This window comes from Chryseobacterium hilariae (assembly GCF_051400735.1).
Lineage (GTDB): Bacteria > Bacteroidota > Bacteroidia > Flavobacteriales > Weeksellaceae > Chryseobacterium.
Map to the genome: position 1 here is coordinate 39455 of NZ_JBLFFJ010000003.1, position 16006 is coordinate 55460.

Here is a 16006-nt window from a genome sequence, read left to right on the forward strand (position 1 = left end):
AATCTAGTTAAAAGATTCGCTAAGTAGATTGGAGGTTTCAAAGTCTTCCTCCTCGTCCTTGTATGGACCTTCAGCATAATTGAGCTCCCTGACTTCCAGAAATGCTTCATCTTTTGATAACCATTCAGCATTTATATTTGGTTATATAGCGATCTGATAAATATTATCAATGAGTTTTGATGTACCGCTAAAAAAATAATTGACTGCCGTTGATAGAAGCATTACCATGAATCAAAATTTTCAAGATCATTCAGTACCTCAACCTGTGGAAAATCTTTCTCTACATCACTAATATCTACTTTTTTAAACGAGATATTACTTTCAATTTTTTCAGCCAAATAAAGACCTTTTTCTGGATTAAAGAACAAACATGTTTCATTTTCATCTTCATCCTCTATAAAGCTTAAAAGAAACGTAGTCGTAGGTGAAAGATCATTCTGTTCAGCAACAGAACGAACATCATCCCATTGCGTTCTGAACAGTTCAGTCAGTTCTTTAACCTCTTGTTTATATAGCTCAATGGGTAGCATACTTTATCTTATTTAAGGGGGGAGCAATTTTATAATTCATATCAACCATAGGATTTAGATCAATTCAATTAGTAATGTCCACTACCAGCTTACAAAACCAAAGTCATCCGGGATCTGCCAATTCGGTTTTTCAATAGCAGATTTAATTATTTCAACACATTGTTCATAATCGCACTCTTTCTGAAAGGAACCCCGTCTCTGCGGATCAGGAATGTCCGCCATCCACAAATTATCATCGTTCCAGTCAAATTGAATTACTTTATCATCGGTTTTAAAGCCGATAAAACTTCCTTTTTCTTCCGATAGACTATAGAAAGTCTCCAATGCATTTTCTAAGGTCATTTCACGGGCTTCACTAGATTCAATTCCTTCATCTGAGGCCGAATCATAATAGAATGTCCTAATCATAATAAATTAAGTTTTTTAATAATTTTATCTTTCGAGCCAACTATGTTTCCTGAAATCTCTCCTGAGTTTGGATCTTCTTTTAAGCCATATTTTATCTTTGTCAGATCCTGAATCACAACAATGATTACAGCAGCCAGCTGTTCATTTGATTCTGACTTTAACTTTTCATAAAGGAAAGGTAATATCATGTCTTTTGCAGCCGGAATCCTAAAATATATCTGACGCATTGCTGTAATCAGGAAGCATCTCAGATCCAGTTCTTTTTCCTTCGAAAAATAACTTTGTAAAACTGCAATCATATCTGTATCTCCCAGCCATCCAATTGCGACAATAGCCTTATACCTCAGATCATAACTTTTACTATCCAGAAAGGGTGTTATATCACTGAGATATTTCTTTACGCCAGAAAGTCCCAGGAGATGAATTACATTTGATTTTTTTGTCGAATCGTTTTCATCTTTAAGTTTACCGCTTAAAAAGTTCAAACCCGATTCCCCTCTTTTCAAGAAACCTTTTCCTAAAATTCTTTTTAGATCTTTATTCGGGGTATCCTGGAACAGCTGATAATGCTTTTCCATACCTTCATTAGAGGTATCCAACAGGAGCTGGTTCAGAAAGTCGTTATGTACTTTGAAACTATCGGTTTCAACGGCTTTTTGATAGCTCAAATCTATATTATCATTCATTTTGTTAAATTACTAATTTATTTAAGAAACTTAGGCTTGTTGGCAGGTCCGAATTCGTGATATTGATCACCACAAATTTTATGCCTAGCCCTATGTGTATCTTTAGGCTGCGTTTTCATATTATCCGCCACATCTATTTCTGATTTACCTTCATTCGTACTCCTTGTATATAAGGGCTCTTCATGAGAAACTTCATAACCCTCAGGAACTTTATTTCCGTTATTATCCTTAATAAACTGACGGGCTTCAGGAGTTAGATCAGCATTTGGATCATCCGCATCCCTCAATAGCGTTTTCCTACGCTCAGACATGCTTCTATTGTACTCATCCCCTGTACGGGTTTTACCTCCAGTGGCATTCGGATCTTTAGCGTATGTTCCATCTGGATTTCTTAATTTTCCGTTACTATCTCTAAATGTGCCCGGCGGATCGGCTGTCGGGTTTGATTCAAATGCCTCCCCTTTAAGATTAGCCGAATTTTCGGTAGCGGTTTCGCTGCTGCCCACCGGACTTTCGGCTACCGGTTCCTGTTTATTTACCGTTCCTTCTTCCGTACCAGCTTTTGTAGTGGACGGATCGGTACTGGATTTACCTTGCGCAGCGGCTCTCGCTTCTGCAGCTGCAACTGAAGGGGCTGTTTTAATATTAATAAATGGGCCAATGAGATCTGAACCAAACAGAAGAACATCATTTAATGTGATAGATTGATATCCATTTTCCTGAATTCTCTTAATAGCTTCCTTTTCAGGTATCGCCATATCCCATTTCTGTTCTTCACCCAGACCCCATGCTTCACCTCTTTGGTATTGATTGTATCCAGATGTGCCTTTAACAGCACCCATAATACCTAGATTTATAGCGATACTTGACCAGGTGGGCCAAGTAAATGCGACAGACTGTGAAAGCGTTGCTACTCCGCTTACGCTTGTAAAGGCACTCGCACCAAGCCCCCCTAAAAGTCCAATCCCTGCACCACCTAAAGCGCATTCTAAAAAAGTTGTAAAATATGAGAGACCAGCTTGCATGTAAGCATCGTTCCAGGTCTTGATATTAGGCGCGTACTTTACAATTCCGCCAACATCACAGGTCATTACACAATCACTCGTAATTGCAGGGGTATTGGTTAGTAAAAGATCCCCTTTGCTGTCCGACCAATGTCTGACCTGAGCATTCTTTTGACCACACTTCATATTTCCTTCGACCATTCCTATTATCCCGCCAACAATCCCGCCTCCCGCGCCAATGGCAACCAATGCCAGAAGCCCAAGTCCTGCACCACCGGTTGCAACGATAAAGGCAGAAATAACAACTGCCGCAACCACTACTATAATGGCGGTCAGTATGGCGGTCATGAGCATGGATTTAGTGCATCCGAAATCTATGGTACTCAGGGTTGCCGTATCTGCTACTGTAATATAGGTCTCACCGCCGCCCTCTTTAGTATTACTTCTTCTTGTGCCCTGTAATGGTGCAGGCATTGCTCCGGAAGAACACATCCAAAAGTCTTTCTCAGTTATGATCTTTCCCATCCTCCTTTCTTAAAATGCGTTTTCTTTTATAATAAAGTAGTCTAACTCGGTTTCTAAACCTTCTAAGCTCAAACAGATAGGAGAATAAAGTAATAATTTCTCCATTCTGATGGGACAGCTCAATGGCAAACGTACTTCCCTTACATTTTTCCTCAACTTGCAATTTGGTATTAAAATTTAAGGACAGTTGGAATTTTCCAAAACTGAAAGTCTTCCAGATCTTTTTACCTTGGGGTTTTATTGCTAAAATGTCGGTCATAACGTGTTATTCTATAGCAGCTCAATCTGATGGGCGTCCAGTTCCTGTTCTTTCTGTAATTTGTCTTTCAAGATCTCCTCACACATGAGCGTATAAGTCAATTTCATATATAGATCCCCGTCAGCAATCTCATTTCTATATATCCTGGCCTGGATCAGTCGGCCCGTCTCTTCCTCTATTTCATACTTAGCAGACTCGTTAAGCTCAGTGGTCAGCTTTCCGATGTCTTTCATTTGACTAAACTGCAGATATGCCCGCTGATAAAATCCAGCTCCAAGAACTCCTGAAGGAAAACCCTTCACCTCTAAAATGATATTCTTATCTGAGTTACTATAGTCCCTAGTAATCTCATAAGTATATCTCCAGGTTACGTTTGCAGTCTTAAACCAGTTTGTTCCTGTCAGAACTTCAGCTTTCGGGAGGTTCTTATTGAAAAATTTATTGAAATAGATCATAAAGAATTCGCCATATTGAATTCCCTGGATCAGCCGTGATTCATCATTGAAAATACTATCATGTAGTTGAATCGCATTTTTAATATCTGGAGTTCGCTCTGCAATAGTCAGCATCTCTTTTTTTACATCCTTCCACTTATCACGGACAACATGAAGATTAAGTATCTTCCTGATTGTTCCACTCTGATCAATAATCAGGTGAAGTTCATTGTACATCCGCGAAAATACCTGCGTCATTGTTGCGGTCTCTTTTACAATCGGGTTATCGGTGTGCAGTAAAATATGGTCAAGCAAAAGCAGCTTTACTTCAATTTCTTCTCCGCTGATCGAGATTACGGTAAAATCCCAACGAAGTTTTGTCTTACTTTCCATTTTGACATTGACACCATAGAGGTCCGTATCAATATACATTGTGTATTGTTCTGAAAATGGACGACGGATCGTAAGTATTTTACTTTTCATTGCTAATAATTTTAATTAATGAAAGCGTCACCACCGTCTATTTTTGTTTGACCTCCTCCTATATGATTTGATGGAGAATTGAGATCAATCCCCTCTTTTGCCGCTATTCCAATTCCGTCAGCTCCAATTCCAATGATTTTACCACTTAAAATGATCTTACCATTTGCCATTAAAATCATAGAACTGGCACCTGTTTTTATAGTAATATTGGTATCACATTCTAATGTTATATTTCCTGCATTATCCATTTTCAACATAGAATTGGCCCCACCACCTTCCTTACCTCCAACATTGATAATGTTGGTACTTCCAGCATTTACTGTATGGTTGGTATTCGCATTAGTGGTAGCATTTCCTGCACCGTCAAAATTCAGATTGGCACCACCCTGATCTTTAAGATTGATAGAGCCAGCTCCATTATCATATTTCAGTTCAGCTCCACTACGTCCACTAAATGACATTACATTATTTCCTTCACCACCGCCAGCTCCAATTGCTCCGTGATACATTCCTCCCATAACAAATGGCCTGTCGGGATGTAGATGGACAAAATTGACAATCACCTGGTCTCCAACTTCTGGAATGGACATAAAACCTCTATTTTTACCCACTTTTTCGCTGCTTCCAGCGTCTGGTGACATTACTCGGATAAATTCTGTGGTATCGTTACCGTTCTGCCAATCAAGCTGAACTTGTACACGGCCTTGATTGTCAGGATCGGTATTGGATACTACTTTTCCAAACTGCGGCTCTGCAACTGGAACCGTAAATTCCGGTCTAGGAATATACCCGGTATCTGCTGCAATTGCCTGGAATGATCCATCATAATATCCCCGTGCATCAACTTCATGAGTAACTTCAATCAACATCAATTTGGTAAAATAAGATGTTTCATTACTATCAGCCTTTCGCATTTCAATATCTGCTATACAACCTGGATATAAGAATGGAACTGTCGTGTTACCAGATGTAACAAAGACCTCAGAAGCTTTGCTTCCTGCTGTTCCTTTCTGAGAAGCTTCAATGTCCATAAAAGATGAGGCTTTGATTGGAGCCACCCTTAAAGACGGTGTTTGAAAAGTCTTTTCGGAAATTTCATAAGCTCTTTTGGCAATGTCCGAGGTATGGTTAATTTTTGAGCTTGCTCCTTTAAATTTTTCGTTTTTACTACTGTTATATCCATAAAATGAAGGATTAACATGCTGTGCTTTCATGCTGATTTTGATGTTGGTCAGGTTGCTACCATAGGTAAGCTTTACAGGTTTCTCCTGAGGTGGAAGCTGCCCAAAATGAAGTATCTCACCATCAAAGAAGAACTGTTCACCATAAGCTTCGGCAATTCTTGCCAGATAATTATAATGGGTTTCTTCATACTGTGAACTATAAGAAACATTTCCATGACGAGCGTCTATCCTGAAATCGAATTTTCCTTGCCCGAGTCCCTCTGTTATCACGTGTTGAGCAATACTGTTTAAACTTATGGGTTGTGCACCACCGAAACTTTGGATATGGGGTGCCGCATCCAATAATATTGTTGGACTTGAACCAGACAGTACAAGGTTACCTAAACTTCCCTGATCTTGACTGAAGCCAACTTCTGTAATGACTCCGACAAAATTTCGTTCTGGCCCTTCTTCAACATCTTTATATTTGAAAACTACCGTAATCCTTTTGCCCAAAAGATTCTGAGCTTCCTCAAGGTTATGGTTTTCTGCACTTCCCAGCGTATCATGAGCAAGTATGAGCTCAAATTCATGATGTTTAGTGGCACTCTGAACTAATTTAAAATGTTTGAAATACTTAATCGGCTTTCCTTCAACGTGAATATCCAAACGAACCACACGGTTTATTCCAGCTATGGCATTTTCCAGAATTGCCTGAGAATTAAAAATCTTTGAAGTAGGTTGCTGTGCCCAAATTTTTTCCTGTACGATGGAAGGCTTATTGGGCAACAAAGGTTTATTAAAAAATTGATTCCCTTTAACGTTTTGAGCATCTGGAAAAGTAACCCTTCCTTGTAGTTTATTTACAAAATCTGATTTATTTGAATCTCTTCCTGGTGTGGGAAGATCGTTTTGTTCTTGAAACATAGCAATAATTTTTTCGGTTGTGTGTTTGATAAAAAATATAATCCTTTCGGTAGGATTTTTTTATAGAATACTATAATTGAACAGATGGGTTCTGAAACAATTACATTAAATATCAATAGTTCTATTTAAGAGAAAATAGTCTAAAATATATCAAAAATAGGTGATTAGAAATGAGGTTGTTTGATTTATCTGTGGCTTTATTTGGTTAATATTCATTGACTTAGTAAGCCAATATATAACTATAAAAATTCTTGACAAAATTTTCAAATGGTTTTTTGACAAATTGTAGTAATTCTACGACTGGGGAGATACAAGCAAATTTGTGCTTTTTTTAAACCTAAAATACTCCCTATTTGGTACGATTGCTTTCGATGGTTTTTTGACGACGATCCTGGTCTTTTTTATAGTTTTTGGCAGTCCACAGGAAGCCAATTCCCAAAATGATCAGCGCATAAGCGAACCATTTGCCCAATCTTTCGATGAACGTAGTAACCACTGATCGTTCATAACTCGAAAATCCTTCCGCTCCGGCAGGGCCCCGACGGTAAAATTTTCGTCTATTGATCCAATATCTTAATGCTAATCCAAGAATTAAGGCAGTAACGCCCATAACTATTAATGGTGTCATATTCAGTGATTTGGTTCTATAAAAATACAAAAAAAATTTTACCATGAATGGAAAGAAATGTGGGCTGTTCCATGAAACAGCCCATTATATACTTCTTTAACCGCATGATCTTACACGCCTGATATTTCCTAAAATCGGAGTCCTCCTTTTTCCGCTCCTGTTTCTGGATCTTTTTCTGATCTGGAATATCTTTGTCTTGTTCGGCTATAAAAGGGACAGCTTTAATAATAAAGCTGCCCCACTACCTTAATTATCAACACTGTTAAATTGAAAGCTTAATTGTCTTTCATTTCCAAAATTATCGAGAATCCAAATGTCAAATGATTGTTGGGCCTTGGATTGCGATGTGTAATAGAAGGTGATCTCCGAACTTTTGGCATCGGAAAGGAAGTATACCTTATTGGGTAAAAAAGCTTTTTTCCCTGTCTTAGCAATTTCATAGATCAGATTTCCATTTCCGTCGTATTGAAAATACCGAAAGAAATATTGAACGCCAGAATAACTTCCTGTATTTTTGATTTTCATAGAGATAGCCTCAGTATGACCTACTGCAATTGCCTTGTTAACAGGAAGCACGATGACCTCAAATGGGAAGTTTTGCTGAATATCAAGATCATCATTTTTGCAGGAAAATAATATGGAAATGCTCAAAAGTAAAATGAACCAGCTATACTGGAATTTGATTTTTAATAAAGTTTTCATACAGATAAATTTTAAAGGTTAAAACGAAGTCCAATACCAGCTGAAGGACGGAACTGATTAAAATTTGTTCCCCAGACGTATTTCGCCCTTGCCTGTAAGGATAGGATAATAAAATTGGTCAGATATGTCTCTATCGTCAGCCTGCCTCCAGCACCGTATACAAAACTGCTTTTATTGTTGATCTGGGAACCATCCAGTAACAATAATTTATTGTGATTAACCAGTTGATAACCTCCACTGGCTTCGATTCCTGAATTTAAACTCACAATTTTATTCGGTAAGCCAATAAGATGGAAACTATATCCGCCTGTTAATAAATAAGTTTCTATAGGAATGGAATTTTCAGAATAGACTGTTGTCCTACGTTGATACTCTGCAGAAAAGAAATGATAGTTTCCTTTTTTATGATTTCGTGTCAGCTCCAGATTCACAAAATAATTGTCTTTTGGCTGGTCATTGGAAAACATACCGGCACTGATCTGGAAACCTTTTTGATAAGGGAGTAATCGTTGGGCCATAAGAGACGTAAATGGTAATATAACCATTAAGAATATGCTTAATATCTTTTTCATATTGTTTTAAATAAGATTGTTATTTAATTTTCAGTGGAAGATCCTTTAATAGTATCGCGCGGATCAGATCCTCATTTTCAACTTCCAGTCTTTGATGCCTTCCACCATTCTTTTCAAAAAGTTCAATTACGAGTATCTTATCATGATCTAATGTGAACTGATCCAATAGATAAACTTCACGGCTCGTTTTATTGTCGGGCACTTCTGAAATATCACTGTACGTACGGATGACATTCAATGGCTTTTCCTGAAATACAGTACGTTTTGCGACTTTTTTATCGACGATCTTAAAATTTATAAAGTCTATCTGGAAGGAAACATTGGTTTTGTTCTGGATCTGTGTATTAAAGTAATATTTCCCCTGATGTATGTAAATCCCTTTTAGACTAAAAAGAATTCCGAAACTTCTGGAACCAATGTGCCTGATATTGTTCCGGTTTTTTTTATAGATAGCTTCCATGAGCTGATCGGGAACAGAAGGAGCAAAACCCAGATCTTCCAGATGTATATTGGCTCTGGAGTTTGATACAGATTTATCCGTTGGATCAAGATTATAGGTTAGAATCTCCGGATAAGAGCTATAAAAAACACTAAAGCTATAGAATTTTCCATCATCTGTAATCACCGAAAAATTAGATTCATCTTCAAAATCTTTTACTGAAGCTTTGATCCTTAAAACGTTCTCGGCATCGTCAGCTTTTCCCGCAGTAAGAAATTCACTACCCAGATCGACGTAACGGATCGCAGATGGGAAGATAAGGTGCGTCGTTTTATTAAAAGTTACTGTGATATGATAGGGCTCAATTTGGTCTGAATTGGGCTTGTGATTTAAAGAATCTGTAACTGCTTGGGCCTGTGAATTAATAAAACCAAGCATTGCACAAATCGTTATTAATATTTTTTTAATGATCGATTTCATTTCTTTTTGATTTAAGGATTAGTATTATTTTTTTGAAACTAAAAAGACCAGATGTCCTGCCTTTAACATTACTTTGGGTGTTCTTACCTTTTTTGAAAAATACCCCGAAACTCCCTGAACCAGTCCACGGGAGAGATCGCCCGCTATCTGCTGGCCTGCAGACCTGCTCATCATGATAGAAGTTCCGGAAGATTGGCTCATATTCGATGCTATTTCTGTCAGTGCATTCATTTCAGCGGAATATGGAACATTCAGCCCCAACTGACCGTCCAGATCATAAATGTTGATATCCATCGGGAAAATATTTCCGCTGGCTTCTATTGAAGAAACCTTTAGCATTAATCGTCCATTGTTGAATTTTGCTCCCGCAGTAACGATAGAACCGGAAGGAATTGTAAAATCAGGAGTTTTCGCAGATTCAAGCAATCGTAATTTCACAGTTCCATCAGTGGTGATGGTTGTGTTCTCATGAATACATGCCTTTATACTATTCTTAACTTTGGGAGCCTGTTCAGATACACCCACAGTGTAGAATCCACGGTTTCTTTCTCCGTTAATATTTTCCAAAAACTCCTTATCGGTGGGTTCACGATAAAGAGCAGAAACCACATTTGACCGCATAGGTGAAAAAGCAGTAAAAAATGCCTCTTTTACGGGGGTATTTTTAATGCCTGTACTATCAGCCGTTCTTTGCTCCCTACCATTATTTGGAAGATACTTGGACGCCATCTGATAGGATTTTTCCATGAGCTGCAGCTGGTCATTAATCGTCAAAGGAGCGGGGGTTGCATCCCGCTCGTCTAATTGCTTTTTTAGCCCTGCAATCTCTTTGCGAAGTTCATTCGATTCATAATTTTCATTACTGCTATAAAATGATCCCAAAGTTGCCTGAGCATTTCGGTAGGAATTTAAAGCAGGATTTTCAGCTTGATAGCTCTTTGCTGACGGAGTATTTGTTGGATCGCCATTTAATCCTGAATTCGGATCGGCGGCCTGCATCGTACTGTCACTATTCCAATAATCGGAAAGTGACGTGAGCACGTTCTTTTTCTGCTGATTTTTCTCGTCCATCATGGCCTGCTCATAGGCTTTTTGTTTATCGGACTGCATTCCTATTTCTGTTGCCTGCGGAACAGCACCATTGAGGCCCGAATCTTTATGCTCATCCTTGTCGGCCGATGGCTTAAAAATTAAAAAAAGACAGCCAAGGAAAACGATCCCCATTAAAATATAAATCAATGGTTTTTTTAACTTTTCCAAATTGGATTTCTCATTCCCACTAACTAAATCTTCAGATTTCTGGTCAGATTCTTCGACTAGAATACTTATTCTTTTATTCTCGTTATTTTCCATTATTCTCATTTTTAATATTAATTGAAACACTATCCTTGGTGATAAAACCGGACTTTTCTGTTTTTTCGACTGGATTCTCAATATGGCGGATCGCCACTTCCTGATCTACTTCTCCCGTTTCCAAACACACGTTCGCAACAACAATCAGCGTTAAAATGGTGTACAACAGAAAAAAGTATAAAGTATATTTTCGCTGCTTTTTAATAGGTAGTTCGCGCCAACGGTCATCCAGATCGTTAATTCGATTTTCGATTTTTGTTCTTAGATTCATGATGATAGTTTTAGCGTTCTACAACTTCCAAATCTCGGTTCTCCAAGACAGCGAATTTCTCGATGTTGAAGCCCTGTGGGTTATTATCTGACCGAACGGAGTTTAGCAGATTACACGAGGTGACCAGATTACGCTTGGTCACGTTGCTTGAACGGATAATAAACTGAGTGGCATAAGTCTTTACTGCATAGGGATAGGAATCAAAGTTGCAGACGACACTGTCAACTTCGACTCTTTGCTGTACATTTCCACTGATAATACGATTATAATAGCCCTTTTCCGCCAGGTCATTGTAATAGTCAAAGACGCTCTTATCGGCGAGGTTAAAGGCACGCTTCATATTGCTCTCTATCGCATTTTTGTCCGGGGCCAGGGTGAAAAACAGTTCGTGAAATCGTCTTACATGCTCTCTTGCCTCAACAGGGCGGTTGATACTGGCATCCTGAGATAGAGCCAGCATCAATGATTTTCCCTGATCTAGAACGTAGATTTTTTCACGTTGCCTTTCCGCGAAACTATACGACTTCCAGATGGAGTATCCCACTATACCTGTACATAATAAGGCAAAAATTATTGCATAAAGCCTGATCTGACGGAAGCTATTTTCGATATTCCGGAGTGTTTTAAATTCCATGTTTTAAATTTTTAGGTTTGTTATTTTTTAAGTAATCGTCCACCAATATTTCCAGCAACAGCCCCAGCACCACCACTTGCAACACTGGCCGCCTGCTGAATATTCCTAGTGAAATTTGTGGCGCCAGAGGCTTGAATGATCCAGCCAGTTACCGTAGGGACCGTAAAGTATCCTACTATTCCTATGATCATAAAAATGATGTATACGGTGTTGGTCGTATCCGGTATAAAGGAAGGATCGGATAAATTTTCGATATCCCGCTCTAAAATCAGAGACTGTATCCTAGCCAGGATGGAACTAAACAGGTCAGCAACAGGCAGCCATAAATACACACTGACATATCGGGTAAACCATTGGTTCAATGTAGACTGAAATCCATCCCAGACGCTTATGGCAAAGGCAATTGGACCAAGAATAGAAAGTACTATCAGAAAGAATGTTCTTATGGTATCAATCACCAATGCCGCTGCATTGAACAATATTTCCAAAAACTCTCTAAAAGAATCTTTTATACTCTGGCCAAATTGGAACATTCCCCGTTCAAAATACATAGCGCTCATCGTGGCAAGGTCCCCAGGTGACCAGCCAAGTTCTTCCAATTTTTTGTCAAATGCTTCGTCAGAAACTAAATATGCTTTTTCAGGATTTCTGATCATTGCCTCATATTCCAGTTTGTCTTTCTTTTCCTGTAATGCATTCAAATCAAGGACCTGATTTTCTAGCATGGCATGGGTTCCTTTGACTACAGGGCTTAAAACAGCATTGATAGATCCCAAAACAATTGTTGGAAAGAACATGATACAAATGCCCAATGCGAACGGTCTCAGTAATGGAAATACGTCGATAGGTTCCGCACGGCTTAATGCTTGCCATACTTTAATTGCTACATAGAAAAGTGCGCCTAAGCCAGCTACACCCTTAGCCACCCCCGCCATATCAGCCGAAAGTGGGATCATCTCGTCGTATAACGACCTTAAGATTTCATGTAAGTTCTCGTATTCCATGATTTTACCAATATTTTTGATCTGGATTTCCATAGAGTTCTAAAACCCTTTTGGTATTGTTCATCTTTTTAGCGCGGATAATACTTACCGAAATGTTCTTATTGGTGAAGTATTTAACAAGTGCATGGTATTCCTTGACTTCTTTATAAACTTTGTCAATAACTTCCATTCTTTCCTTGTCATTCAATGAAAGACCATTAGAAGTAATTATTTGCTTTAATTCCTTTAATAGCTCAGTGCTTTCATTCAATAGAGCCGAATAGCCGTTTGCAATGGCTGCCAATTCGTTTGGCTTAAAATTAGGATCGTTCATCATTTTACCAAAGTTGGTCACGTACATTTCAGAAACATCCCCGACCAAAAGGACAGTCTGTTGGACTTTACGCGCATCTTTAACAAGGTTGTTTACGGCCTTCAATTTGTCGTAATATTCCTTACCCTGTTCATACACCCGTTTTACTTCGTTGAAATTCTTGATTACGTTTGAAACAGTCGAGGATGTCTGTACGATCTCATTGGCACTGTTGACAATTCCGGAAGCAAGGTTGGTTGGATCGGTAACAACCCACTGGGCTTTCGCTTGTGGCGTGAAAGCAAATGATAATGCAATCACGACCATGTAAATGAATTTTTTCATTGTTCTAAAATTTTAAAAGGATTAATTATTATGTTGATTTTCAGTCTTTTTTAGGACTATGCGTTTTATCGATTGCTCGACGTTTCCACCAAGTTCCTCAGCCAGTTGCATGACCTCCAGTTTTTCGGTTTCTTCAGTTGTGTAGGCATAATATTCGGCCATTGAAACCTCAGTCGCATAGACCGCAGAATGCGTACCTCCAAGTCCGATCCAGACCTCCTTGTATTTACGTCTGGGATCGTTGTTCATATTGATCGAAAGAATCTGGGACTTTTCTTTTTCGGTTAGACCGAGCATGGCCTGGATATCATCAAACTTATTCATATACTTGCGCTGATCAAGCAGGATCTTACAGTCCGAATTATTGATGATAGTCTCTTTGACTACAGGTGAATGAATGATATCATCTACCTCCTGGGTTACAACGATTGCTTCTCCGAAGAACTTTCTGACCGTTTTAAAGAGATATTTTATGTATTCGGCAAAACCTTCTTTTGCTATCGCTTTCCATGCCTCTTCAATTAAAATTAACTTTCGGATACCTTTTAATCGCCGCATCTTATTGATGAAAGTTTCCATAATAATGATGGTCACGATTGGAAAAAGTATCTTGTGATCCTTGATTGCGTCGATTTCGAAAACAATAAACCGCTTATTCAGTAGATCTAGCTCCTTTTCGGAATTTAGTAAATAGTCATATTCTCCTCCTTTATAGTAAGGCTCTAGCACGTTCAGAAAATTGGCAAGGTCAAAGTCTTTTTCCCGTACTTCTTTTGCCTGGAGCACCTTCTTGTACTCGTTTTTCACATACTCGTAAAATCCGTTGAATGAAGGTTTGACCTCGCTGTTTTTTATGTAATCAATGTATCCGCTTACAGCATTGGAGAGGGCTACTTCTTCTGACCTTTTCGGAGGTTCATCATCTCTTTTCCATAAGGTCAGGATCAGGGTTTTAATGCTTTCTCGTTTTTCAATATCGAACACGTTATCGTCCGTATAAAATGGATTAAATGAAATCGGATTATCTTCTGTATAGGTGAAATAAACACCGTCATTTCCTTTGGTTTTACCCTTAATCATTTCACAAAGCCCCTGATAAGAATTTCCGGTATCAATGAGCAAAACATGCGAACCCTGCTCATAATACTGCCGTACCATATGATTTGTAAAAAAAGATTTCCCAGATCCGCTCGGTCCTAAAATGAATTTATTTCTATTTGTTATAATTCCTTTTTTCATTGGAAGATCTGAGATATCCAAATGAACAGGTTTACCGGTAAGGCGGTCAGCCATCTTGATCCCGAAATGGGAGGGGGAATCGTGGTAATTTGTTTCCTCCGTAAAAAAACAGAGCGCTGGTTCAATAAATGTGTAAAAACTTTCTTCACTTGGAAAATCACCAGCGTTGCCGGGCATTCCAGCCCAGAATAGCGTAGCGACATCAACAGTATTATGTCTTGGTTTGCATTCCATTAATGCCAATGCACTTCCCGTATCATTTTTTACCCGTTTCAGTTCTGAGGGATCATCTGACCAAGCTATCACATTGAAATGGGCCCTGATCGAAGAAAGTCCGAATGAATGAGCCTCGTTGAGATATTTTTCGATCCATTCCCGATTTATCTGATTGCTGCGGCTATACTTTGCCAGCGAATGCATGTTGCGGGCTGATTTCTCGAACTTTCGGAGATTATCATCCGAATTATCTAAAAAAATGTACTGGTTGTAGATATGGTTACAGTTAAGCAACAGACCTACTGGTGAAGCAAATGACAGTAAACAATCACTACGGTCTGTGGATAGCTTTTCGTAACGGGTGTCAATCGAAACCGTCCCCGGTAGATCATCGGTATCGGATAAAGTATGTAAACAAAGCCTTTTATTTCCGATACGCACTTCCTCATTTCCCAAAGAAATGTCCTGCAGGGGCTCATTTTTTTTTCTTGATAGAGAAAAATATTGATCCAACAATCCCTGAACATTTTCTGAACCGGTTATTTCCTCAGTGCTAAGCCTTTCAAGCCCTATAAAACCGCTGTCATTTAAAATCCGCTCAAATTGGGCTACCGCTTCCATAAAACGCTGGATATTCTCTTTGTCACGGATTTCTTTAGGGATAAGAACTCCTTTGCAGAGGGAAGAGAAATTGGATTGCATGCGCATTCTTTCCTTGCTGGTTTTCGTCAGAAACAGGTAGCAATAATGGTTAAGGAATGGACGTTCATTAAAATGCTGCTGATAGGACTTTCCCAAAAAGCTGATATCCTCCTGGGAAAGATCAGGTTCATAGTTTTCTTGAATGTACCAATCCTGTTTATGGATGACCGAATAGTCAGGAAGTGTTTTTATAGCCTTATGCCAAGCGGAATGAATGGCGTCATATTCTGCTGTCGATACCGTAAATACTTCGGGAAGCATTACCTTATAACAGATTGTGATGTCGGCTTCCTTTGAAATAATACAGTTTTCTTCAACTGCCAGCAGTGGAAACTTTGATTCCAAAGTCCTTGTTTTTGCCATGTTTCTCATGATGTTTTGGTTTTGGAGTTCAACCTGAATTTTAAAAACCGGTGCATGGGTCTGCGGCTCACAATAAACCGTGGATGCCTTTTTTTAGAGGCGACTTTCATTAGTCCATGTTCACCATATTTTCCATTGAGACTGAAGGTCTGCCAGATGAGAACCGATGATCCCGAAGCTCCAAGCGAAAGGCACAGGTAAGAATTTATTCCGATCATGTACATGATCATCACAAGGATGAGTAAACCCAATAGACCACCAGCAAATATGAATAGATACTGGGCCTTAAGACCTTTGAACTCTACCGAACGGCCCACTCCTTTATTGATATTGAATGTTTTCATCGG

17 protein-coding genes are annotated in these 16006 nt (G+C 38.9%); all 17 read right to left on the minus strand.

The features are described from left to right. Positions 1-221: 221 nt before the first annotated feature. Positions 222-530: a hypothetical protein gene (locus ACMGDK_RS09680; RefSeq protein ID WP_436807758.1), complete on the minus strand. Its 309-nt coding sequence runs from the start codon at positions 528-530 to the stop codon at positions 222-224. Between the two features lie 81 nt (positions 531-611). Beyond that, a complete protein-coding gene (locus ACMGDK_RS09685) occupies positions 612-938 on the minus strand; it encodes a hypothetical protein (RefSeq protein ID WP_436807759.1) in 327 nt (108 codons plus the stop codon). Further along, a complete protein-coding gene (locus tag ACMGDK_RS09690; RefSeq protein WP_436807760.1) occupies positions 935-1624 on the minus strand; it encodes a HEAT repeat domain-containing protein in 690 nt (229 codons plus the stop codon). Before ACMGDK_RS09690 ends, ACMGDK_RS09685 begins: the two co-directional genes overlap by 4 nt. Positions 1625-1641: 17 nt before the next feature. Further along, on the minus strand, positions 1642-3153 hold the full coding sequence (locus ACMGDK_RS09695; RefSeq protein WP_436807761.1) for a hypothetical protein: 1512 nt from the start codon (positions 3151-3153) through the stop codon (positions 1642-1644). 270 nt (positions 3154-3423) lie between these two features. Continuing rightward, positions 3424-4329 carry a hypothetical protein gene (locus tag ACMGDK_RS09700; protein WP_436807762.1) on the minus strand — a complete coding sequence of 302 codons (906 nt, stop codon included), beginning with the start codon at positions 4327-4329 and terminating at the stop codon, positions 3424-3426. A gap of 11 nt (positions 4330-4340) precedes the next feature. Further along, entirely contained in the window at positions 4341-6419 is a 2079-nt protein-coding gene (locus tag ACMGDK_RS09705) for a type VI secretion system Vgr family protein (RefSeq protein ID WP_436807763.1), read from the minus strand. A 349-nt stretch (positions 6420-6768) separates the two neighbouring features. Next, a complete protein-coding gene (locus ACMGDK_RS09710) occupies positions 6769-7029 on the minus strand; it encodes a molybdenum ABC transporter permease (RefSeq protein WP_436807764.1) in 261 nt (86 codons plus the stop codon). A 264-nt stretch (positions 7030-7293) separates the two neighbouring features. Next, positions 7294-7749 (minus strand): TraQ conjugal transfer family protein, encoded by a 456-nt coding sequence (locus ACMGDK_RS09715; protein WP_436807765.1) that lies wholly within the window; start codon positions 7747-7749, stop codon positions 7294-7296. A gap of 11 nt (positions 7750-7760) precedes the next feature. Then, entirely contained in the window at positions 7761-8321 is a 561-nt protein-coding gene (locus ACMGDK_RS09720; RefSeq protein WP_436807766.1) for a conjugal transfer protein TraO, read from the minus strand. 19 nt (positions 8322-8340) lie between these two features. Then, positions 8341-9240 carry a conjugative transposon protein TraN gene (gene traN, locus ACMGDK_RS09725; protein ID WP_436807767.1) on the minus strand — a complete coding sequence of 300 codons (900 nt, stop codon included), beginning with the start codon at positions 9238-9240 and terminating at the stop codon, positions 8341-8343. 24 nt (positions 9241-9264) lie between these two features. Further along, entirely contained in the window at positions 9265-10593 is a 1329-nt protein-coding gene (gene traM / locus ACMGDK_RS09730) for a conjugative transposon protein TraM (protein WP_436807768.1), read from the minus strand. Continuing rightward, on the minus strand, positions 10583-10864 hold the full coding sequence (locus tag ACMGDK_RS09735) for a nitrogen regulatory IIA protein (protein WP_436807769.1): 282 nt from the start codon (positions 10862-10864) through the stop codon (positions 10583-10585). Before ACMGDK_RS09735 ends, traM begins: the two co-directional genes overlap by 11 nt. 10 nt (positions 10865-10874) lie before the next feature. Further along, the gene (gene traK, locus ACMGDK_RS09740) at positions 10875-11498 is read right to left on the minus strand and encodes a conjugative transposon protein TraK (protein WP_436807770.1); all 624 of its coding nucleotides are present in this window, start codon (positions 11496-11498) and stop codon (positions 10875-10877) included. A gap of 20 nt (positions 11499-11518) precedes the next feature. After that, positions 11519-12502: a conjugative transposon protein TraJ gene (traJ, locus tag ACMGDK_RS09745; RefSeq protein WP_048506327.1), complete on the minus strand. Its 984-nt coding sequence runs from the start codon at positions 12500-12502 to the stop codon at positions 11519-11521. 4 nt (positions 12503-12506) lie between these two features. Then, a complete protein-coding gene (locus ACMGDK_RS09750) occupies positions 12507-13139 on the minus strand; it encodes a DUF4141 domain-containing protein (protein ID WP_436807771.1) in 633 nt (210 codons plus the stop codon). A 21-nt stretch (positions 13140-13160) separates the two neighbouring features. Next, entirely contained in the window at positions 13161-15668 is a 2508-nt protein-coding gene (locus ACMGDK_RS09755) for a TraG family conjugative transposon ATPase (protein WP_436807772.1), read from the minus strand. Continuing rightward, a complete protein-coding gene (locus tag ACMGDK_RS09760; protein WP_436807773.1) occupies positions 15665-16003 on the minus strand; it encodes a DUF4133 domain-containing protein in 339 nt (112 codons plus the stop codon). The genes ACMGDK_RS09755 and ACMGDK_RS09760 overlap by 4 nt, the downstream gene beginning before the upstream one ends. Between the last annotated feature and the right edge of the window lie 3 nt (positions 16004-16006).

Excerpts from the sequence above, each read along its gene's own strand:
- ACMGDK_RS09680 (WP_436807758.1), bottom strand. The coding sequence starts at position 530 with ATGCTACCCATTGAGCTATATAAACAAGAGGTTAAAGAACTGACTGAA.
- ACMGDK_RS09685 (WP_436807759.1), bottom strand. The coding sequence starts at position 938 with ATGATTAGGACATTCTATTATGATTCGGCCTCAGATGAAGGAATTGAA.
- ACMGDK_RS09690 (WP_436807760.1), bottom strand. The coding sequence starts at position 1,624 with ATGAATGATAATATAGATTTGAGCTATCAAAAAGCCGTTGAAACCGAT.
- ACMGDK_RS09695 (WP_436807761.1), bottom strand. The coding sequence starts at position 3,153 with ATGGGAAAGATCATAACTGAGAAAGACTTTTGGATGTGTTCTTCCGGA.
- ACMGDK_RS09700 (WP_436807762.1), bottom strand. The coding sequence starts at position 4,329 with ATGAAAAGTAAAATACTTACGATCCGTCGTCCATTTTCAGAACAATAC.
- ACMGDK_RS09705 (WP_436807763.1), bottom strand. The coding sequence starts at position 6,419 with ATGTTTCAAGAACAAAACGATCTTCCCACACCAGGAAGAGATTCAAAT.
- ACMGDK_RS09710 (WP_436807764.1), bottom strand. The coding sequence starts at position 7,029 with ATGGGCGTTACTGCCTTAATTCTTGGATTAGCATTAAGATATTGGATC.
- ACMGDK_RS09715 (WP_436807765.1), bottom strand. The coding sequence starts at position 7,749 with ATGAAAACTTTATTAAAAATCAAATTCCAGTATAGCTGGTTCATTTTA.
- ACMGDK_RS09720 (WP_436807766.1), bottom strand. The coding sequence starts at position 8,321 with ATGAAAAAGATATTAAGCATATTCTTAATGGTTATATTACCATTTACG.
- traN (WP_436807767.1), bottom strand. The coding sequence starts at position 9,240 with ATGAAATCGATCATTAAAAAAATATTAATAACGATTTGTGCAATGCTT.
- traM (WP_436807768.1), bottom strand. The coding sequence starts at position 10,593 with ATGGAAAATAACGAGAATAAAAGAATAAGTATTCTAGTCGAAGAATCT.
- ACMGDK_RS09735 (WP_436807769.1), bottom strand. The coding sequence starts at position 10,864 with ATGAATCTAAGAACAAAAATCGAAAATCGAATTAACGATCTGGATGAC.
- traK (WP_436807770.1), bottom strand. The coding sequence starts at position 11,498 with ATGGAATTTAAAACACTCCGGAATATCGAAAATAGCTTCCGTCAGATC.
- traJ (WP_048506327.1), bottom strand. The coding sequence starts at position 12,502 with ATGGAATACGAGAACTTACATGAAATCTTAAGGTCGTTATACGACGAG.
- ACMGDK_RS09750 (WP_436807771.1), bottom strand. The coding sequence starts at position 13,139 with ATGAAAAAATTCATTTACATGGTCGTGATTGCATTATCATTTGCTTTC.
- ACMGDK_RS09755 (WP_436807772.1), bottom strand. The coding sequence starts at position 15,668 with ATGAGAAACATGGCAAAAACAAGGACTTTGGAATCAAAGTTTCCACTG.
- ACMGDK_RS09760 (WP_436807773.1), bottom strand. The coding sequence starts at position 16,003 with ATGAAAACATTCAATATCAATAAAGGAGTGGGCCGTTCGGTAGAGTTC.